The organism is Streptomyces sp. NPDC005820 (assembly GCF_040630255.1).
Classification (GTDB): Bacteria; Actinomycetota; Actinomycetes; order Streptomycetales; family Streptomycetaceae; genus Streptomyces.
In genome coordinates this window covers 33590-53641 of sequence record NZ_JBEXXE010000055.1, presented here as the reverse complement: position 1 = coordinate 53641, position 20052 = coordinate 33590, and the positions used below count along the sequence as shown (strand labels likewise).

Sequence of the window (20052 nt, the reverse complement as noted above, 5' to 3'; positions counted from 1 at the left end):
GTTTCAGGCGGGGTGGGACTCGTTCGTTGTGCCCCCCTGCAGCGGCAGCTCGGTGACGACCTCGAAGCCGCCGTCGGGCCGGTGCCCCGTCCGTACCCGCCCGCCCGCCGAACGGGCCCGCTCCCGCATCCCGATGAGCCCGTAGCCACCGCCGCCGACGGCGGCCGGCCGCTTCCCCCCGTCGTCGGTGACCGAGAGGGCCAGCCGGTCGTCGGCGTACACGAGCCGTACGTCCGCCGTGCCGACGGCCGCGTGCTTGGTGACGTTGGTGAGGGCCTCCTGCACGATCCGGTACGCCGTGAGGTCGGCGCCGGCGGTGAGCGGGCGGGGCTCGCCCTCGGTGCTGACGGTGACCTCGAGACCGGCGCCGCGGAAGGAGGCGGCGAGCTGCGGGAGTTGGGCGAGACCGGGGGCCGGCGTCATGGCCCGGACGGTGTGCCGGTCGGTGTGCGTGTCGGTGTGCCGGTCGGTGTGGTCGTCGCCGTCCTGTCTCAACAGCCCGACCGTGGCCTTGAGTTCGCGCAGCGCCGAGGCGGTGGTGCCGGCCAGCTCGGCGGTGAGCCGGGCGGCGTCCTGCGGCCGGGCGGGCAACTGCCGTGCCACGGCGCCCGCCTGGAGATTCGCCAGGACGAGGTGATGGGCGACGACATCGTGCAGATCCCGGGCGATCCGCATCCGCTCCTCGGTGACCCGGCGCCGGGCCTCCTCCTCCCGGGTCCGCTCGGCGTGCTCGGCCCGGGCCCGTACGGCGTCCAGGTAGGCGGCGCGCAGCCGGTTCACCGTGCCGAGCGAGGTCGGCAGCAGCAGCCAGGCGGCGGGCCCGACCAGCTTGAGGACCAGGGGTTCGCCGGGCGGTCCGGCCAGGAGCCCGGTGCCGATCAGCAGTACGACGGCGACGAAGGTGAAGGTGTTCGCGGTCCGGCGGTCGGTGGCGGCGGCCAGCGAGTACAGGGCGAGCATCAGGGGCGCCAGCAGCAGCACGGTCAGCAGATACCCGAGCGCGGACGCGGCCACCGCGCAGCCGAGGGTGACGAGGACGGTACGGCGCGGACGCGTACGGCGCGGTACCAGCGCGGCACTGGCGACGGCGGCGAGGAGGACACCGGGCCACCAGGGGACGGCGGGTTCCTGGCCGGGGAAGGTGATCGCACTGCCCGGGAAGGAACAGGCGAAGAGAGCGGCGGCGAGCAGGGCGTCGGTGGGGCGGGGGCGGAGTTCGACGGGCCTGGGTGGCGGGGAGCTCATGGGAGTGGGGTCCTGTCGCGGCGGTTCAGCCGGTGGGGCGGGGGTGCCCCCAGCCGTGCCAGGCGGAGGCGAGGGCGAGGGCGCCCAGGGCGGTGGCGGGGAGGAGCAGGAGGCAGACGGTCGTCATGAGCGGCCTCCCGTGTCCAGGGCCAGCGCCTGCCAGAGGGGCATGACGGTCCAGGTCGCGGGTGCGGGGGAGGGTCGTACGGCCGTGGGGTGGTGACGGCCGGGGCGGCGGGTGCGGGACCTTCTGGCGGGGGTGATGGTGGCGTGGCGCACGGGGGCTCCTGGGGGAGTTGTTGCCTTGCTGTTTATTGCTTGAGTTAGGCAAGCATATTGGAGTTACTTAAGTCAAGCAACGAATGTCGAGAGGTGGCGGGCTGGTGATTGAGGATCTTGCTTGAGTTAGGCAAGTATCTGTACTGTGGGGTAATGCCGATACCACCGTCCCCCTCCCTCTCCCCCTCCCCGCCCCCGGTCGCCACCGACGTGATCGCGATCGAACAGTCCCTGACGCGCATCACGTACCTGGCCGGCCGCGCCCGCCAGCACGAGCGGCTGATGTCCCTCGCCGGCTTCCCCCTCGACCGGGCCGCCGTGGCGATCCTGCGCCACCTCGCCGAGGACGAGATGCTGCGCCCCGGCGTCCTCGCCGTCCGCCTCTCCGTGGAGGCCTCCCACGTCACCCGCCAGCTCCGGCACCTGGAGCAGGCCGGCTACGTCACCCGGGTCCCCGACCCCGAGGACCGCCGCGCCCAGCTGATCCAGCTGACCGACGCCGGCCGGACCGCCGTACGACGCATCCGCGCCGCGGGCCTGCGCGGCATGGAGGCGGCCCTCGTCGACTGGGGACCGGACGATCTGCACCGGCTGGCCTCGCTCTTCGAGCGGTTGGTGAGGGACTTCGTGACCCATGCGGAGGCGGCGCTGGACGCTGCGGTGGAGGGGGCGGTGGAGGGGGCGGTGGAGGGCGCCTGAGCGCCCCCTGCCTCAGAGGTGGGTCGCCACGCGGACCAGGTCGGCGGCCGTGCGCAGCCGGCTCTGCGGCGGCCAGGCGATCACTGTGGTCACCGGCGGCGCGTCCAGGACCGGCACGGCGGCGAGATCCCGGCGCAGGTCGGCGCCGGCGGACTCGGGCACGATCACGGTGGTGCGGCCGAGCGCGATCAGCTGGAAGAGCTGGGTCAGGTTCCGTACCTCCGCCCCCGGACCCGGCGGGTAGCCGCCGTCGGGGCCGGGCCAGCGGGCCATCGGGAGTTCCGGCAGCGCCGCGACCTCCGCCGACCGGATCCGGGAGCGGCCGGCCAGGGGGTGGGCGGCGGGCAGGATCGCCACCTGCCCCTCGGTGCACAGGACTTCGGTGTCGAGTCCGGCCGCCGAGTCGAAGGGCAGATGCAGCAGCGCCACATCCGCCCGCCCGTCCCGCAGCGCCTGCTGCGGCTGGTGCGCCTCGCAGAGCAGCAGCTCGACGGTGGCCGCACCGGGCTCCGCGCGGTAGGCGTCGAGCAGTTCGGCCAGCAACTCGCCGCCGGTGCCGGACTTCACGGCGAGGACCAGGCGGGGGCGCGGCCGCGCGGCCTGCCGGGTACGCCGCTCGGCCGCCGCCACCGCGCCGAGGATCGCCCGCCCCTCGGCCAGCAGGACAGCCCCGGCCTCGGTGAGCGCGACGCTGCGGCTGCTGCGCTCCAACAGGGTGACCCCGAGCCGCAGTTCGAGCCGGGCGATCGCGCGGGACAGGGGCGGCTGGGCCATCTCCAGACGCTCGGCGGCCCGGCCGAAGTGCAGTTCCTCGGCGAGGGCGACGAAGTAGCGCAGCTCGCGTATCTCCATGGCTGCACGGTAGTCCCGGCGGACGGCCGATCGATGCCGCCCGGGTATCGCCGCCATACCCGGACGGTGTTGGTGCCCGGGCGCCGCGCGGCCATGCTCGCTGGCATGAGCGAGAAGACGATCGCGCTGGTCACCGGCGCGAACAAGGGAATCGGGTACGAGATCGCGGCGGGGCTCGGCGCACGGGGCTGGAGCGTCGGGGTCGGCGCCCGGGACGAGCGGCGCGGGGCGGACGCCGTGGCGAAACTGCGCGCGGCCGGCGCCGACGCGTTCGCCGTGCCCCTGGACGTGACCGACGACGAGAGCGTGACGGCAGCGGCGCGGTTGATCGAGGAACGGGCGGGACGCCTCGACGTGCTGGTCAACAACGCCGGTGTCGCGGGCGGTTGGCCGGAGGAGCCGTCGACCCTCGACCTGGGGACCGTACGGCGGCTGGTGGAGACCAACGTCCTCGGTGTCGTCCGGGTCACCAACACGATGCTGCCGCTGCTGCGCCGCTCGGCGCACCCCCGCATCGTCAACCAGTCCAGCCATGTCGGCTCGCTGACCCTGCAGACCACTCCCGGTGTGGACCTCGGCGGGATCAGCGGGGCCTACGCGCCGACGAAGACCTTCCTCAACGCCGTCACCGTCCAGTACGCCAAGGAGCTGAGCGGCGCCGGCATCCTGGTCAACGCCGCCTGCCCCGGCTATGTGGCCACCGACCTCAACGGTTTCAGCGGCACGGCGACCCCCGAGCAGGGCGCGGCGATCGCCGTCCGGCTGGCGACGCTGCCCGACGACGGCCCCACCGGCCTGCTGTTCGACGACGACGGTGTCGTGCCCTGGTGATGGCGGTGTGCCGGGGGGCAGTCGTCCGGCCGGTTCACGCCCCGGCGAGGAAGGAGGCGAGGCCGTCGAGGAAGCGGTCCACCTCCTCGACGGTGTTGTACGGCGCCAGACCGACCCGAAGGGCCGGGTCCCGGAGTTTCAGGGCGGTGAAGGGCTCGTACGCGTAGAACGAGCCGGCGGGGGCCAGGACGCCGTGCGCCGCCAGGTGGACCTGGGCCTCGCGGGCGTCGCGGCCTTCGAGGGTCATGAGGAGCGTCGGGGTGCGGTCGGCCGCGACCGAGTGCACGGTGACGGCGTCCCCCAGGGCGCGCAGCCCGTCCTCCAGCCTGCCGCGCAGCACCTGCTCGTGCGCGTGCAGGGCGTCGAGCGAGTGCGCGAGCCGCTCCCGGCGCGCGGTGCCCGGGCCCGGGTCGAGCGTGGCGAGGAAGTCCACGGCCGCGGTGGCGCCCGCCAGGACCTCGTAGGGCAGGGTGCCGAACTCGAAGCGCTCCGGGACGGTGTCGGGGGACGGCAGGAGCTTGTCCGGGCGGAGGGTCTCGAGGAATGCGGGGGCTCCCGCGAGGACCCCGCAGTGCGGTCCGAGGAACTTGTACGGCGAGCAGACGAACAGGTCGGCGCCGAGCGCGGGGACGTCCACCAGGTGGTGTGCGGCGTAGTGCACGCCGTCCACGTACACCAGCGCGCCGGCCTCGTGCGCCAGGTCGGCGATGCGGCGGACCGGCGGCTTGGTGCCCAGCACGTTCGAGGCCGCCGTGACCGCGACCAGCCGCGTCCTGGACGACAGGGCCCGCTCGTACGAGGCGAGGTCGAGCTCCGCCGTCTCGCCGTCGATCTCGATCCAGCGGACGGTGACCCCGGCGCGCTCGGCGGCCTGGACCCAGGGGCGGACATTGCAGTCGTGGTCCAGCCGGCTGAGGACGATCTCGTCGCCGGCCCGCCAGTCCTTGGCCAGGTGACGGGAGAAGTCGTACGTGAGCTGGGTGGCGCTGCGTCCGTGGACGACCCCGTTCGCGGGTACGGCGAGCAGGTCGGCGTAGGCGGCGCGGAACTCCGCGACGGCGCGCTCGGCGTTCAGCTCGGAGTCGCTGACGGTCCCCCGGTTGGAGAGCGGGCCGGTCAGCGTCGCGGCGATGGCGTCGGCGACGGGGCGGGGCGTCTGGGTGCCGCCCGGACCGTCGAAGAAGGCGAGGCCCCCGTCGAGGGAGGGGAAGTGGGCCCGAAGGGCGGTCAGGTCGATGGCCATGGCCTCGGCTTTCGGCAGACGCGGACTTTCCGGAAGCGGACTTTCTAGACTCTGACACCCGGCCGCGGGACACGTAAAGCGATGGATCGAGAAGGGAGAGTTCACCGTTCATGAAGTCCATGAGGCCTCAACCCGACCTGAAACTGCTGTCCACCTTCCTGGCCGTGGTGAACCGCGGCTCGATGGCCGAAGCCGCGGCGGCCCTCGGCTATGTCCCCTCCGCCGTGTCCCAGCACATCGCCGCCCTGGAGCGGGACCTGGGCGTCGAACTGCTGGTACGCCGTCCCGGCAGCCGGCTGATCCTCACCGCGGCCGGCCGCTCCCTCGCCCAGGCGGCGGGCACGCTCTTCGAGGCGACCGCGCGTTTCCAGGACGCCGCGGCCCGTATCGCGGACCGGGACATCGCCGAACTGCGCGTCGGCGCCTACCCGAGCGCGATGAGCCATCTGCTCCCCGGCGTGCTGGCCACGCTCCGCCCCCGCCGCCGGGGCGCCCGGATCCGTCTGGTGATCGTGGAGACGCACGAGGGGCTGCCGAGGGTCACCTCGGGAGACCTGGACCTGCTCATCGCGTACCGCTATCTGCCCGAGGACCCGCCGATCCCGTCCGCCGACTGGAACGTCACCTCCCTGGGCCACGAGCCCCTGGTCCTCGTCGCGGGCCCGCGCCCGGACGCCCGCCCGTGGGAGCTGACCGACTGCCTCACGATGGAATGGACCTCGGGCCACGCCCGCAGCCCCGACCGGCGCCTGCTGCACCGCTGGGCCGGAGAGCTGGGCATCTCCCCCGAGGTGACCCTGGAGACCGAGGACCTGCACAGCATGCTGGCCATGATCGGAGCGGGCCTCGCGGTGGGCCTGATCCCGGCGACCCTCCTCGGCGGGGACACCGACCGCCCTCGGGTCGAACGGGTCGCCCTCCCGCCCGAGGCCACACCACTGCACCGCGAGATCCTGGCCGTGAGCCGCCCGGGCGTCCGGCATCCGGTGGTCGAGGAACTGTTGGCGTTGCTGGCGGAGGCGTTGACGGGGGTCGGGCGGTGAGGGCCCGATCGTCGGTGGTGCTGGTGAACGCGGTGTCTCAGGACGCCTTTTGGCCGGCGGGCCTCTCGATTCCGGTGGTCACCCGGGCCCCTCGGAAGAGCACCGGGAGCCACAGGAGACATGCCAGCAGGGGGACCGCGGCGTAGGCGGCCATGCCCACACCGGAGCCCAGCCTGTCCATGAGCGAGCCGAGGACGAGATAGCCGATGCCGATGAGCGCCGACTCCACGAATGCGATCATCGACAGCAGGCTCGCCCGATGGCGCGACGGCACGGCCTCGTTGAACACGTTATCCACGATCACGGCGGTGATCTCGGGAATCCCGACCAGGGTCAGGAACGCGGCGACGGTGACCGGGACAAGGCCGAGGCCGCTCAGGCCGAGCGCCGCGGCGAGCGTCAGGAGGGACACCGGGACCATGACCCGATACCCGATGCGCCGGTCCGCGCGGTCCGACAGCAGCGGAGTGAGTCCGCCGGCGAAGAATCCCGCCGAGATGACCACGCCGACCAGTGCGGTGCCCGCTCCCTGATCGGAGAGGGTCTTCTGCGTGAAAATGATGTACGGCGTCAAAGTCGCATGCATCAGTCCGGACACCACGACAAGCGTCACGAGGGCCGGAGTGGCGACCCGAAGCATCGCCCGCCATGCCGTGGCGTCGCCGTGCTCCTCGGCTCCGTCCTGCTCGTCCACCGCGTCCGCGCCGCGGATCTCGGGCACCCGTGACATCAGCGCCACCACGGCCAGGGCGAGGCACGCCGCCGAACCGACGTAGACGACTCCCCAGGAAATCCGCTGCAGCTGGCCGCCGAGGACGATGGCGGCTCCCGAGGTGACCGTCCCGAGCATGGTGAACCGGGACTTGATCCTGACGTAGCCGGCCGTTGCACCACGCCGCACGAGCAGGTCGTACAGCAGGGCGGTGTCCGAACCGGACACGCATGCCATGCCCACGCCCTGCCCGATGAACAGCGTCAGGAACACCCGGTAGTCGGAGAAGGCCACTTGACCGAGCAGACATCCGGCTATCAGCGTCTGGCCGATCACGATGCTCGCTCGCCTGCCGATTCGGTCGGCGATGACGCCCGTCGGCAACTCCGCAAGTCCGCTGACCAGGTAGAGCAGGGTCTACAGTAGGGCCACTTGCCCGGCGGAGAAGCCTCGCTGCTGAAGGAAGAGGACGAATACGCCGCGCTGGAACAGCGTGTTGGCGAGCACGGCGTATACGTAGAACGGGCCCGTGACACTTCGTGCCGCATTGTCGACTGCAGCCGACCCACCGAGGGCCTCCGTGGTGCCGGTCATCGTTCGCGCAGGATATTGGTCACCGGAAAAGAAGCCAAGCCGTCCTCAGCCGCGGCTCGTCGTCACCGTCATCCGGTGACCGGGATCAACGGGCGGTCCCATGCGGCCTTGCGGGCCGGTCGGGCCGGCGTGGGCGTGGTCGCGGGGGTCGCGAAGACCACCAGCCGCAGGATCACGAAGCGGCCTGTGCCCGCCAGGGCCGACGCGCTCAGGTAGACCAGCTGTTCCGTCAGCAGGCCGGGGGACGGGGTGAGGGCGTGGAGGGTGAGGACCGCCACGCTCGTCGCCGCGTAGGCCGCCGCCGCCGAGCCCGCCGACTGCCAGTGGCTGCGCCAGCTCGCGCGGCGGCCGGTGCGGAAGGTGTAGCGGGCGTGGAGTTCGGTGCACAGGAGGGTCGAGGCGATCGTGATCAGGGCGTTCGCCAGGGTCCAGGGCATCGACTCCGCCAGCAGGGGGACCGCGAGGCTGCACAGGACTCCGGTGCCGCCGCCGAAGGCGACGAAGCGGATGAAGGAGGCGAACACGGGGGTCCTTCCGCAGCGGGCAGAGGGGCAGGTCCATTGCTTAACTCAGGCAACTATAAAACTATTGCTTGAGTTACGCAAGCAAGTCTGCCGAGGGGTGTCCCGCACATGCGGGAGGGGCCGACCGCGGTCGGCCCCTCCCCAACGCCCTCCTACGACCCGTTCGCGCTCGACGGGCCGAAGAACTCGATCTCCGCTATCGCCACCTGCTTGCTCGCCGACGCCCCGTACGCCGACTCGATCGTGAAGCGGACCTTGGTGACCTCGCCGACCCGGAAGGCGCGGCGCTGGCCGCCCGCCTGCTGGTCGAGGACCAGTTCACGGGTCGTCGTGGTGCCGTCCTTCAGGGTGATCGTCGCCTTCACGCGGTGCGGCAGGGCCGACGCGGTGAGCTGCTCGGCGCGGGTCGAGGTGCCCGGCGTGATGACCAGGTCCAGCAGTCGGGTCGGCTCGTTGAAGCGGGCCTCGATCCACTCGCCCTCGCCCGACTGCGAGACCCCCGGACCCCACCAGGTGTTGTTGATCTTGTCGAAGGCCAGGTCGGGCTTGTGGCCCGGGTACGAACGGGACGCCGCGAACGAGTCCGGCCCCACCGCCGCCCGCTTCGCGAAGTGGTCCTTGGTCGCCTGCACCGCGTCCGGCGCCTTCACCCCGGCGACGATCAGCAGCGTGAGGACGACCGCGGCCATCACCCACGTCAGGATCCGGTCGAACGTACGGCGCAGACGCGGGCGGTCCCCGGCCCACGGCGTCTCGCCGCCCCGCCCGAACAGCCGTCGCCACCACGGCAGCCGGACCGAGGAACGGTCCTCCAGGGTCATGGGCATCGCACAGCGCGAGCAGTAGTGCCGGTCGGGGCGGTTCGGGGTGGCGCACCAGGGGCACGCGATGCCGTTCGCCTCGCCCTGCACCGGGCCCGGCGTGCGGACCTGCGGCCGGTCCGCCACCGGGACACCCGGCAATACCGGCGCCACGGAGGGAGGCGCCGGCGCGGGCTCCTCCGGATCGGCGACGGGGACCAGGAGGGAACGGGCCCGGGCCGCCATCGTGTCGCCCATGGCGGGGGTGGGGGTGGTGGGCGCGGTTCCGTTGGAGTCCGGGGTGGCGGAGGGGGCGGGGGTCGTCTCCGGGGGGAGGGGCGGGAGGGGGGTCTCCGTCGTGTCCTCGTCGTCCTCGTCGTCCTCGGATTCGTCAGTGCCGGTCGGTTCGGAGGGCTCGGCGGGGGTGTTCCGGGCGTCTGCCGGTCGGGGTGCCGGGGAGCGGTCCTCGGCTTCGGCCTCGGGTTCGGGTTCGGCCTCGTCCCGGGTGCGGGTCGAGGCGTTCGGCGCCGCAGCCGTCGTAGTGGAGGCACGGGGCGTGCCCGTCTCGGAGGATGCCGAGGACGCCGTACCGGAGCTTGCTGTTCCCGCCCTCGCCGGAGCCCGGTCACGGTCGCGGTCCGTCCAGCTCAGTACGGCTCCGCACGCGTCGCAGAAGGACTGGCCGGGTTCCGCCCGGGTGCCGCACTCGGGGCAGTTCTGGGTGGTCATCTTCTCTCCGGGGTCCTTTCGGCGACGGTCACCTTGACCGTGTAGGGCATGTGGGCGGGGCGGGCGGCGGCCACGAGGGCGTCCAGGCGGTGTTCGTCCGCCGGGCCGGGGTCGGGCAGGCGGACCGTGACATGGAGGTGGGGGCGGGCGTCGCCGGGGAACGGGCCGAGGGGGCGGGCGCTCCACGCCGAGCCGCCGCTCTCCTCGATCTCCGGCTCCACACCGAACGCCAGCCGTACGGCCTCGGCCAGCCCCCGGCGGGTGCCGCGCACCCGGTGCAGATACGCGGCCGCGGCGACGGCGGCCCGCAGCCTCGGCTCCGGTTCCGTGCCGTCGGTCTCCGCGCCGACCCAGCCCGCCAGCCAGCGGGTGAAGTCGACCGGGGCGAGCGCCGGGTCGAAGTAGGCGGGCAGGCAGTCGAGGACGTTGAGGATGGGGGCGAGTACGTCGTCCAGGCCGCCGACGAAGCGTTGCGCGAGGTCGTCGTCGGCGAAGACGGCGGGCAGCATCGCCCCGATCGGCGCGGAGGACCCGAGCCCGTCCACGGAACCCCTCATCGACCCACCCTCTTCCAACGGGTCCCTCACGACCCGTCCCCGATCACGCGGACCCGGTGGTCGTACGAGAACACCAGCGCCGGCGCCGCCAGATCGATGCGGTCGGTCGCGTCGCCGCGCTTGCCGGTCAGCGGGTCGGCGGGGTGCAGGGTGACCTGGTCGACCAGCTCCACCCCCGGGACGCGCTGCAGCACCGCGAACACCTCGCCGGACTGCACCGGACGCCCGAACGGCCAGCCCCTGCCGTCCGCGCCGCCGGTCAGCGGGTCGAGGTGCCGGTAGAGGGCGTCGTGGGCCTGGCGGCGGACGCGGTCGGTGTCGACGCCGCGGAAGGCGTGGACCGTGGCGACCACCGTGACGCCCTGGTAGTAGGGCGGGCCGACCGCCAACCGGGTCCCGATCAGACGGCGTTCGTCCAGGTGCCGCATGATCCGGTCCAGCATGGCGTCGCCGGGGACCAACTGCTCGAAGCGGAGGCGGCCGCCGGGGTCCGGGACCGCCTGGGGGACCACCAGGACCCGTACCGCGTACGAGCCGTGCTCGTCGGGCTCGCCCTCCAGGCAGGTGATGCGGGCGGTCTCGGGGGCCGCCCGGCGGGCCAGCTCCTCGTAGTCGCGCAGGGTCACGGCGCGCTCCTGGGCGCGCAGCGTGATCGGCGCGCGGAGCTTCGCCTCCTCCACCGTCTCGCCGTCGACGCCGCCGCGCGCGGCCTCCCGGTTGACGACCTCGGAGACGTACGGCACGGAGGTGCGCAGCACCCGCACCGCGCCCCGGGCCACGTTGCCGGCCCGGCCGCCGCCCGTGCGGTAGCGGCGGGCGCGGACGAAGGCGCCCTTGGGGGCGACGGCGCCGTACTGGCGCAGTGTGCCGTCGGGTTCGCGGACGGACGGGCCGAAGGCGATCTCGCCGGTGGCGGCGTCGAGGGTGATGTGGCGGTCCTCCGGGCCGGAGGCGGCGAAGTGCGGGACGACCTGCCAGTCCACCCAGCCCTCGTGCTCGGCGGTCTGGAGCAGGACCGGCGGGTCGTCGCCGACGACGGGGGTGTTCGCGAGACGGAGGCGCTGGCCGGGCAGGCCCGTCGACTCGCCGAGGTTCTCGTCGTCGACGGTCTCGGCGTGGACGGCGGGGGCCGTGCCGCCGACCGTGAAGGCCTCGGCGGAACGGACCGTCGGGGAGGTGGTGTAGAAGGGCTGGCCGACCAGCGGTTCGGTGACGCGGCAGCGCAGCCAGCCCGCCTCCTGGCCGCCGGAGCGGGACAGGACGTGGCCGCCGGGGATGTGCAGGACGACCTCGCCGGGGCGGTTGAGGCCGCCGGTGCCGTCGCGGTCGACCTCGCAGGGCTGCCAGCCGTCCTCCGTCCACGCCTCCCAGACCAGCGGGGGCTGCCGGGGGTCGACGCCGACACCGTCGACACGGCTGTCGAGTTCCAGGGCGACCGCGCAGTGCGGGACGGCGGCGCTCAGGCCGAGCAGCATGCAGTCGCCGGGGCGCGGGGCCTCGGCGAAGCACAGCACGTCCTTGCCCTCGGCGAGGTCGGTGGTCAGGTCGGTGACCGGCGCGCCCTGCCGCTGGACGACCAGATGCGACAACTCGCTCGGTACGACGGAGAGTTCGCGTTCCGTCGCGAAGACGACCGCCTCCTCGCTCTCCGTGCGGAGGGTCGCCACCTCGGTGCCGGCCGGCAGCAGCACCGGCTCCTCCTGGGGCGCCGACAGCCAGAAGGTGACGTCGGTGCGGGCCGCGGACGGCGGGAAGAGGCGGATGCCGACCAGGTCCAGGAAGGCGAGGTGGTTCTTGTCGGGGACCCGGTTGAGGCGGTAGACGATCTGGTCGGCCATGTGCGCGACCGTCTCGACGAGCGTGACGCCCGGGTCGGACACGTTGTGGTCGGTCCACTCCGGCGCGCGCTGCTGGATGTAGCGCTTGGCGTCGTCGACGAACTGCTGGAAGCGGCGGTCGTCCAGGTTGGGGGAGGGCAGGGCCATCAGCGGTCGCTTTCGGAAGCCGTACCGGAGGGGCCGGGCAGACCCGGCTCTTCGTGGGACGGAATGACGTAGAAGGGGAAGACGAGACTGCGCGGGTTGTTGGTCCCGCGGATGGAGTAGCGGACGTCGATCCAGAGCACGCCCTGCTCGGCGCCGGCCGTCACCTCGACGTCGTTGACCTCGATGCGCGGCTCCCAGCGGTCCAGGCTGGTGTACACCTCGTGCTGGATCCGGCCCGCCGTCGCCTCGTTGACCGGGGCGAACACCAGGTCGTGGATGGCGCAGCCGAACTCCGGGCGCATGGGGCGCTCGCCCGGCGCGGTGGCGAGGATCAGCCGGATCGCCTCCTCGATCTCGCGCTCGCCGCTGACCATGGCGATGCCTCCGGTGGGGCCGATCCGCAGGGGGAACGCCCAGCCCGACCCGACGAACTGTTCGGCCATCAGAGGGCCACCCTTCTGGGGGAATGCCCGGCTCTCACGGGATCGGATACGGCTTGTTGTTGACCATCACGACGCCCTGGAGCAGCAGCGTCGCGGCCCGGATGCCCACGTTGGCGGTGGCGTTGACCTGGACGGTGCCGCCCGCGGTGACGGTGGCCGCGCCGCCCGCCTTCAGGCTGAGCGCGCCCAGCGCGTCCACGGCGACGACGCTGGTCAGCGACTTGAGGTTGACCGCGCCGGTGCCGCGGATGTCGAGCAGCCCGCCGCTCTTGATGGTGAGCTTGCGGCCCGCGCTCAGGGTGAGATCGGTGCCGGCCTCGACGGACACCGACCGGGTGCCCGTGATCTTGACGGTGCCCTTGCTGTCGACGGTGATCTCGGTCTTCGTACGGTCCAGGTTGATGACGAGCCTGTCGTCCCCGGACGTCACCCTGACCCCTTGCTTACGGCCGCCGGTCTTCTGGCTGAGCAGGTCGACGCGGTTGCCGTCCCGGTCGGAGAGGGTGTGCCGGGCGGCCCGCCGCCGCGCCCCGTCGTGCAGCGGCACGTCCTTCACGGGCGTCGGCTTGTCCTTGCCGTTGTAGAGGCCGCCGATGACGTACGGGTGGTCGAGGGCGCCCCGGTCGAAGGCGACCAGCACCTCGTCGCCGACGTCCAGCGGGAAGATCGACCCGCCGTCCTTGCCGCCCCACTGCGCGACCCGCGTCCAGTCGGAGATGTACACATCGTCGAGCCACGGGAACTGGAGCTTCACCCGCCCCTGCTTCAGCGGGTCCTGTACGTCCGTCACCAGCGCGTTCGTCGTCCCCGGGAGATGCAGTCCGTTGTGCGAGGCGGCGCCCCCGCCGCCGGAGGCGAGCCCGTACAGCGACCGCCACTGCCGCCCGCTGACGGTCACCCACGCCTCGTAGTGCTTGCCGTCGCCGAAGACGTGCCGTACGGACGTGGCGGTGTACTTGCCCTCGAAGGGCGCACCGACGTCGGCGAGGGTGACGGGCAGTCCGGGCCGCAGCTTCGGGGTGCCGCGCGCGATGACCTCCAGCTCGGCGAAGGACCCGGTGACGTCGTCGGCGAGGGCCTCGGCGGCGAACTTCACCTCCGACTGCCGGTCGTACGGCGTCTGCGCGTCGACCAGCTTCGCCGGCTTGAACTTGGCCGCCGCCTCACCGGGTGTCGTCCCGATGCTGATGCCGGGGTTGGTGGTGGCGGGCGCGGTCGCGGTGAGCTTCTTCTTCGTCGTCACGTCCCAGCCGCGCGCCTCGACGGTGGCGACCTGCTCGGCGGAGGTGACGGCGGCCCGCAGCCGCAGGATGTCGGTGCCGGCCTCCAGGACGTACGGGCTCTTCTCACCCGGTGTCGAGGTCGGCGGCGCCCCGGAGGCGGGGTCGGGCTTGACGAACTGGAACTTCCCCTTGGAGTCGACCGACATCACCATCTCGTTCTCGTCGGCGAGACGGGCGAGGAAGTCCCAGTCGGTGACGTTGGCCTGGCTGATGAACTCGTAGACCGTCTTCGTCGACTGGATCCTCCCGACGGGCACCCCGGCCTGCGCGGCGAGCTTGCGGGCGATGTCGGAGGCGCTCTGGTTGCGGTACGCGGCGATCCGGCGCTGACGCATCAGACGGTGGCCGGCGTCGTACCCCCGGATGACGGTGAAGGACCCGGTGCCGTCGTAATCGGCCTCCAGCCCGCAGACCTCACCCGTGAGCAGCGGATCCCCGGCCCCCTGCCCGTCCGCGATCGGCGTCAGCACCACCGGGGTGCCGAACTTGACGCCCAGTTTGCCGAGGACGAGCCGGTACGGGTCGCGGAACGTCAGCCGGAACGAGGCGGGCACCCCGAGCCCCTGGTCCACCCAGCCCTCCACCAGCAGCGGAGCGAAGTCGGGCGGCAGCGGGCTGCCGCCCAGGGTGACCTTGATGATGTTGGAGAACGCGGTCGCCACCATCAGGAACGCACCTCCCCCGCGGACGGCAGGATCAGCTCGATGCCGGTGGGCAGCCGGGTCGGGTCGTCGATGCCGTTGGCCTCGGCGATGTCCCGCCACGCGGCCGTGTCGCCGTACTCCCGCCAGGCCAGCGACTGCAGCGAGTCGCCCGCCACGACCCGGTGCACCCGCTGCGCGGTCAGCGCGCCCGAGGTCGGGTTCTGCCCCTTGGTCTTGCTGGGGATCTCGTGCAGCCGCACCTGACAGGTGGCGCGGATCGGCACACCGGTCGTGCCGAACAGGGTGTACGAGACGTCGACACTGCTGACGTACGCCGTGAAGTGCACGGTCGAGAACGACCCCCACTGGAACACCACCCACGGCGGCGAGGGCTGGTTCGCGGCGATGCTGCCGGTGGTGACCTCGCAGCAGTCGAACAGCGACTCCACCTTCTGCATCACCGTGTTGCTGTCCGGCTGGTCGGAGGAGTCCAGGAAGATCTCCACGCTCATCTCGCGCGGCTCCGGCCCCATGAACTCCGGCTTCGAACCGTCACGGACGGCCGCCGTCGGCGTCACCTTCCACAGCGCCCGGCGCGCCACCTGCAACTGGGCCGGGTTGAACTCGAACTCGAAGGACTTGCGCAGCCCGCCCGGTGTGGTGCTGGTGCCGACCGGCGGTTCGTGGATCGAGAGGGTCGCGCGGACCAGGCTCTTGCCCGCCCCGCTCCTGCTGCCCTTTGCCATGATGTCGGGTCCCCTTCCCGTCCTAGTCGGTGAAACCGTGGTGCGTGATCTCCAGGACCTCCGTGGCGACGCCCGGGCTCTCGGGGTTCAGGGAGGGGCCCTGCCAGCTGACCGGCAGCACGTCGATGAGCCCCCACCGGGCCACCTCGGAACCGTCCGCCCGCAGTGCCGCGATCTGCGCGGTCGGGCGGGTCACCCCGGTCGTGACCGAGGAGATCCACTTGGCCACCTTGGCGGTGTCCGGGGTGAGGGGGCGGGTGAGGCGGATGTTGGAGAACGTGACGCGGGAGGGGAGCGCCCAGACGAAGCCGTTGTTCCCGCCCTCCTGGCGGTGCTCGATCTCCACCTGGGAGGACAGGCCCTCGCACCCGTTGAAGTAACCGAGGCTCTCGCCGTCGATGGTCAGGGTGAAGAAGATGGTGGAGCCCGGGTCGAGATCGCGGGACATCGAGGGGGTCTGGCCTTTCTGGGGGCGGCGGGCGGGGTGGTGGTCGGTGGTGGTCGGTGGTGGTCGGTGGTGGTCAGTGGCGGGGGTCGCGGAGTCTGCCGATTCGTTCGCGGTCCAGGCGGAGTTCGGTGCGTAGGAGGCGGGTGATACGGCCGGTGAGGCGGTGCGTCAGCTCGTCGAGCTGGAAGTCGGTGAGGGCGCGGGGGTCGAAGGCGGGGGGTTGGGGGGTGGTGCGGGTTCCGGCGGTCTCGGGGCCGGTTCCCTGACGGGAGCCGGGGGGTGGCGTGGCCGGGGTGCGGGGTGCGGCTGGAGGCGGTGCGAGGGCTGCGCGTCGCTGGACGGTGGGGGTGGGTTGGGGCGCGAGCGTGGTGGGGGGCATGGGTGCGGGGGCGGGAAGAGGTGGCTGCGGGGTGGGGGTGGGGGGTGCTGGGAGGGGCGGGGTGGTGAAGGAGGCGGCGCGGGGCTGGACCACGGGGACGCGGTCGCTGCCGGGGGCGGGACGGCGGAGGGGCACCGGGGCGGTGACCGGGCGGCGCTGCACAAGGGGGTGGGAGGCGGCGTACGGCGCGGTGGCGTGGGCGGTCGGCGTGCCGGGGGGAGCGGCCGTGGGCTGGACGGACGGGGCCAGGGCGCGCTGGATCGCCTCCGGGATGGGGGTGGTGGGGGCATCGGCGTGTGTGGCGGGTGGCTGGGGGGTGGGGGCCAGGGCGCGCTGGATCGCTTCCGGGACAGGGGTGATCGGCGCGGGGGTGGTGGGTGCCGGAGCGGGGGTGGCAGGGCGGGCGGGGAGGGGGGCGCCGAGCGCGGAGGGCTTGGTGGTGCGCTGCACGGCCGGGGGTGTGGGGGTGCCGGTTGCGCCGGGGGTGGTGTGCGGCTGCGGGGGGCGTGAACCGGACGAGGGGCGCGGGGAGTTGACGGACGCCGGGAGGGGTGCGCCGAGGCCGGTGCGGGGGCGGGCGGCGGTGGCGGGCGGGGCGGGCGCGCCGGGCCGGGCGGCGGCGCGCTGCACGGCCGGGGGTCGAGGGGTGCCGGGCCCGTTCTGCGGGTGGGACTGGGAGGGGGTGGCGCGCTGGACCGCAGGTGCCTCGGTCGGGGCGGCGGAGGGCGCGGCTTGCTGTGCCGGGGGGACGGGCGCGGGGGCCCGGCCGGGGGCCGGCGCGGTCATGGCCCGCTGGACGGGGTGCGGGGCGGCGGAGGGCGCGGTCGGGCGGACGGGCGTCGGGGTGCCCGGTGCCGGGGTGGCGGCCTGCCGGCCGGAACGCCCGGTGGACGTCGGCGAGCCGCTTTCCGCCGTTGCGGGGGTACGGCCGTCCTGGCGCCGGAGGGCAGGGGTGGGCACGTCGGCGACCGGGGCCGGGGGTACGGCCCGCTGGACGGAGGGTTCGGGGACCGCCGTCGGCGTGGGCGTGGGCGTGGGCGCGGAGCCGTGCTGCTGGGGGGCGACGGCTGCCGGGGGCGCGCTCGGGGCCGTGGGGGAGGGCTCGGGGACCGCCGTCGGCGTGGGCGTGGGCGTGGGCGCGGAGTTGTGCTGCTGGGGGGCGACGGCTGCTGGGGGCGCGCTCGGGGCCGTGGGGGAGGGCTCGGGCGAAGCCGCGCGCTGGACGGGGAGGTCGGCTGAAGGTGTGGGGGTGAGCGGGGCCTTGGGGGTCTGTGAAAGCGCGCGCTGGACAAGGGAGTTGGCCGAAGGCGCGGTGGCCTGGTGCGGGGGTGGGGCCGTGGCGGAGGTCTTGGGCGCGGGCGAAGCCGTTCCCTGGAGGGGGAGGTCGGCCGGGCGCGGGGTGGTGAGGGGGCTCCCGGGTGTCGGTGAAGCCGCGCGCGTGGACGGCTGGGCGGTCGGGGGCACGGTCTGTCGGTCGTCCGGCGCGGGCGAAGCCGTCCCCTGGAGGGGGAGGTCGGCCGGGCGCGGGGTGGTGAGGGGGCTCCCGGGTGTCGGTGAAGCCGCGCGCGTGGACGGCTGGGCGGTCGGGGGCACGGCCTGTCGGTCGTCCGGCGCGGGCGCAACCGCCCGCTGGACGGGGAGCCCGACGGGGCCGGGGACCGGGCCTTGTACGGGGTGCCCGCCGCCGGAAGGGGTGGCCACCCCGGCGGCTGCCGCCGGCGGGGGAACCGGGACAGCCACCGCCGAGGGGCCTGGGCCCGGGGCGGGTTCCTTTACGGCCGCCGGACGTTCGCCGTCGGTGCCGTTGCCCCGGGGCGCGACGGGGGTGGACGGAGGACGGGCGGGCAGCGTGCGCCGCTGCACCGGGGCCGGGGCCGGGGCCGACCTGGTCAGGGGGACGGCGGGCGCCGTCGCCGGACGCGGTGCCGCCGGGGACACCCGGATGCCCCGCGCCGGGGTGGCCGACGGCGGGGAAACGGGGCGTGCGGGGTGCCGTTGCACGACTGGGAGGGGGGTGGGGGAAGCCGAGGGGGAGGACGCGACGCCGGGGCCCGTCGGGGCGGTGCCGGGGTGATTCGGGTGCGTGGGTGCGGTCGACGACCTGTTCGGGAGCGGCGCGCTGGATCCGGAACCGGCAGGGCGCGGCGCTGCGGCGCCGGGGCGGGTGGGGTGCGCCGGGGCCGCCGACTGGACCGGGCGCGAGGGCGTCGATGCGGTGCCGGGTGCGGCGGAGGGCGAGACCGGCGACGGGACCGGGCCGGACGGGGACGACACGGCACCGGTACGCCTCGATACGGCGACCGGAACGACCGGCGTGGATCCCGACGGCGCTGCCGAGGCCCGCTGAACGGCCGGCACGGCCCGCACGACGGGCGCGGCTGCGGTCGACGACTGACCAGGAAGGCCAGGTCCCGCACCGGGCAGGCCAGGTCCGGCGCCCGGCAGGGCCGGTCCGGCACCGGCGTGCGCAGGTCCGGCAGGTCCCATGGCGGTCGGGAGGGTCGATCCGGCGCGCTGGATCACGGGTCCCGGAGCAGGGAGGCCCGGCTGCCCCGCACCCGGGAGCGGGCGTCCGGCACCAGGCGGTGCGGACACGGCACTTGGAGGCGTCGGTGAAGCGCCTGATGAGGTGGGACCACTCCCCGGACGCGAGGTCGAGAGGCCGGGCAGCGCGGAGGCGGCCCGGCTCGGCACACCGGCCCCGTTTCCGGGCAGGCCGGAGCGAACCCCCGGCAGCCCCGAAGCCGCCGCCCGCCGCGCGACGGGAACAGCTCGCTGTACGACGGGAGCGACCCGCGGCACGACCGGTACGGCCCTCGGCAGCCCGGGTGCACCGCCCGGAAGACCCGGTGCCGCCCCCGACAGCCCGGGCAGACCCGCTACCGCTCCCGGCAGAGCCCCCGTCAAACCCCCCGCCAGACCAGGCACCGCCCCCGGCACCCTCGGCCCACCCCCCGGTAGCGGTGCCGTCTGCACCGGGACCGTCGGGGTGGCAGGCGGAGTCGGCCGTGGCGCAGCTGCCGACGGCAGGTTGCTCAGCAGACCGCCCGGGTTGCCGTCCAGGACCGTCAGTGGGCGTACGCCGGTGAAGGCCGGGTTCTGCCAGGTGGCCAACCGCCCGCCGAACCCGGAATCGGCGACACCCGCCGCCGTACCGGACGCCACGGCCCGCTGGATGGGAGGCAGCCGGGTCCAGGACGCGGCCACGACGGCACCACCCGCAGCGGACAGCCCACCGTCCGTCACCCCGGCACCCGCACCAGCACCTGACGTACGACCGCCCGTCGCACCCGCACCCGCCCCCGAGCCCGCGGCCACGGTCCGCGGCTCCGCCCCCCGTCGCCGCCCGCCCCGGAATCGATCCAGAAGACCCACCGGTCAGCCCTCCGTTCCGCCCCGGGTCACCAGGGTGCCGATGTGGGCCGTCCAGCGGCGGCGGTCGTGGTGTTCCAGGTCGAGGATGTCGTCCAGGGCCCAGTGGAAGTGGTAGGCGACGTACGCGATCTCCTCGTGCAGCCGGTCGGTCGCGTACGTCACGATTCCCCCAGGCGGCTCCCGCCCAGTTCCACCTCGAAGGGCTCCGCGCAGTGCGGGCACTCCACGGAGGCGCGGGTGTGGCCCTCGGCGTTGATCTGGCGGTAGAAGTCCTGGAGGAAGGCCAGGTCCGAGGCGAACATGTTCTCCACCACGCCGTCGTGGACGAGGGGGAGCGTGCCGAGGCGGGTGATGACCCGGCCCAGGAGGACGACCGACAGGTACGCCGGGTTCTCCTGGACGCGGATGTCCCGCAGCGGGACCAGTTCGTCGCGTGCCGTCGACAGCCGCATCACGCCGTCGCGGTGGACTGTGCCCGCCTCGTCGACGTACCCGCGCGGCAGTTCGAAGGCGAACTCCGTCTGCAGGGTCTGCCGTTGCACCGGGGCCGGCGCGGGCGCCGAGGGCGGGAACGGGGCCGCCGTCTCCTGGAACTCCGGGGAGTCCTGGGAGGGCTGCTCCATCTCCGGCCGCGGCGCCCG

At 73.8% G+C, this 20052-nt stretch carries 19 protein-coding genes and 1 pseudogene; 4 read left to right on the top strand and 16 right to left on the bottom strand.

Going from position 1 to position 20052, the window contains the following annotated elements:
• Positions 1-3: 3 nt before the first annotated feature.
• Both ABZ464_RS44275 and ABZ464_RS44270 read right to left on the bottom strand, forming a co-directional pair.
• Entirely contained in the window at positions 4-1245 is a 1242-nt protein-coding gene (locus tag ABZ464_RS44275) for a histidine kinase (protein WP_359287595.1), read from the bottom strand.
• 123 nt (positions 1246-1368) lie between these two features.
• Positions 1369-1524, bottom strand: coding sequence for a hypothetical protein (locus ABZ464_RS44270; RefSeq protein WP_359287594.1), 156 nt, complete (start codon positions 1522-1524; stop codon positions 1369-1371).
• 153 nt (positions 1525-1677) lie between these two features.
• Between ABZ464_RS44270 and ABZ464_RS44265 the strand changes: the two genes are divergently transcribed.
• Positions 1678-2223: a MarR family transcriptional regulator gene (locus tag ABZ464_RS44265; protein WP_359287593.1), complete on the top strand. Its 546-nt coding sequence runs from the start codon at positions 1678-1680 to the stop codon at positions 2221-2223.
• 12 nt (positions 2224-2235) lie between these two features.
• Here ABZ464_RS44265 and ABZ464_RS44260 read toward each other — a convergent pair whose 3' ends face one another.
• Positions 2236-3075, bottom strand: coding sequence for a LysR family transcriptional regulator (locus ABZ464_RS44260; RefSeq protein ID WP_359287592.1), 840 nt, complete (start codon positions 3073-3075; stop codon positions 2236-2238).
• Between the two features lie 93 nt (positions 3076-3168).
• Here ABZ464_RS44260 and ABZ464_RS44255 point away from each other — a divergent pair, with 93 nt between their 5' ends.
• Positions 3169-3906 (top strand): SDR family oxidoreductase, encoded by a 738-nt coding sequence (locus tag ABZ464_RS44255; protein ID WP_359287591.1) that lies wholly within the window; start codon positions 3169-3171, stop codon positions 3904-3906.
• 34 nt (positions 3907-3940) lie between these two features.
• Here ABZ464_RS44255 and ABZ464_RS44250 read toward each other — a convergent pair whose 3' ends face one another.
• A complete protein-coding gene (locus ABZ464_RS44250; protein WP_359287590.1) occupies positions 3941-5149 on the bottom strand; it encodes a cysteine desulfurase-like protein in 1209 nt (402 codons plus the stop codon).
• Positions 5150-5268: 119 nt separating this feature from the next.
• On the opposite strand from ABZ464_RS44250, the gene ABZ464_RS44245 reads away from it, so the two are divergent.
• Positions 5269-6192, top strand: coding sequence for a LysR family transcriptional regulator (locus ABZ464_RS44245; protein WP_359287589.1), 924 nt, complete (start codon positions 5269-5271; stop codon positions 6190-6192).
• Between the two features lie 37 nt (positions 6193-6229).
• On the opposite strand, the pseudogene ABZ464_RS44240 reads toward ABZ464_RS44245, so the two are convergent.
• From ABZ464_RS44240 to ABZ464_RS44195, 10 genes and pseudogenes are all read right to left on the bottom strand, one after another.
• A pseudogene (locus ABZ464_RS44240) lies at positions 6230-7498 on the bottom strand (MFS transporter).
• Positions 7499-7566: 68 nt separating this feature from the next.
• The gene (locus ABZ464_RS44235) at positions 7567-8022 is read right to left on the bottom strand and encodes a GtrA family protein (protein WP_359287588.1); all 456 of its coding nucleotides are present in this window, start codon (positions 8020-8022) and stop codon (positions 7567-7569) included.
• Between the two features lie 152 nt (positions 8023-8174).
• Positions 8175-9551, bottom strand: a complete 1377-nt coding sequence (locus tag ABZ464_RS44230) for a zinc ribbon domain-containing protein (RefSeq protein WP_359287587.1) — start codon at positions 9549-9551, stop codon at positions 8175-8177.
• Complete coding sequence (locus tag ABZ464_RS44225; RefSeq protein WP_059203439.1) at positions 9548-10108, bottom strand: phage tail protein; 561 nt, start codon at positions 10106-10108, stop codon at positions 9548-9550. The genes ABZ464_RS44230 and ABZ464_RS44225 overlap by 4 nt, the downstream gene beginning before the upstream one ends.
• 26 nt (positions 10109-10134) lie before the next feature.
• Positions 10135-12093, bottom strand: a complete 1959-nt coding sequence (locus ABZ464_RS44220) for a putative baseplate assembly protein (protein WP_359287586.1) — start codon at positions 12091-12093, stop codon at positions 10135-10137.
• The gene (locus ABZ464_RS44215; RefSeq protein WP_358988151.1) at positions 12093-12536 is read right to left on the bottom strand and encodes a GPW/gp25 family protein; all 444 of its coding nucleotides are present in this window, start codon (positions 12534-12536) and stop codon (positions 12093-12095) included. Before ABZ464_RS44215 ends, ABZ464_RS44220 begins: the two co-directional genes overlap by 1 nt.
• Before the next feature lie 34 nt (positions 12537-12570).
• The gene (locus ABZ464_RS44210; RefSeq protein ID WP_359287585.1) at positions 12571-14484 is read right to left on the bottom strand and encodes a VgrG-related protein; all 1914 of its coding nucleotides are present in this window, start codon (positions 14482-14484) and stop codon (positions 12571-12573) included.
• On the bottom strand, positions 14484-15209 hold the full coding sequence (locus ABZ464_RS44205; RefSeq protein WP_340377506.1) for a tail protein X: 726 nt from the start codon (positions 15207-15209) through the stop codon (positions 14484-14486). Before ABZ464_RS44205 ends, ABZ464_RS44210 begins: the two co-directional genes overlap by 1 nt.
• Before the next feature lie 22 nt (positions 15210-15231).
• The gene (locus ABZ464_RS44200) at positions 15232-15657 is read right to left on the bottom strand and encodes a phage tail protein (RefSeq protein ID WP_055638848.1); all 426 of its coding nucleotides are present in this window, start codon (positions 15655-15657) and stop codon (positions 15232-15234) included.
• 73 nt (positions 15658-15730) lie between these two features.
• Positions 15731-17500: a hypothetical protein gene (locus tag ABZ464_RS44195; protein WP_359287584.1), complete on the bottom strand. Its 1770-nt coding sequence runs from the start codon at positions 17498-17500 to the stop codon at positions 15731-15733.
• A 619-nt stretch (positions 17501-18119) separates the two neighbouring features.
• On the opposite strand from ABZ464_RS44195, the gene ABZ464_RS44190 reads away from it, so the two are divergent.
• A complete protein-coding gene (locus ABZ464_RS44190) occupies positions 18120-18383 on the top strand; it encodes a hypothetical protein (RefSeq protein WP_359287583.1) in 264 nt (87 codons plus the stop codon).
• Between the two features lie 1031 nt (positions 18384-19414).
• Here the strand turns inward: ABZ464_RS44190 and ABZ464_RS44185 are convergent.
• Both ABZ464_RS44185 and ABZ464_RS44180 read right to left on the bottom strand, forming a co-directional pair.
• Complete coding sequence (locus ABZ464_RS44185) at positions 19415-19573, bottom strand: DUF6760 family protein (protein WP_359287582.1); 159 nt, start codon at positions 19571-19573, stop codon at positions 19415-19417.
• Complete coding sequence (locus tag ABZ464_RS44180; RefSeq protein ID WP_359287622.1) at positions 19570-20034, bottom strand: hypothetical protein; 465 nt, start codon at positions 20032-20034, stop codon at positions 19570-19572. The genes ABZ464_RS44185 and ABZ464_RS44180 overlap by 4 nt, the downstream gene beginning before the upstream one ends.
• Positions 20035-20052 lie beyond the last annotated feature (18 nt).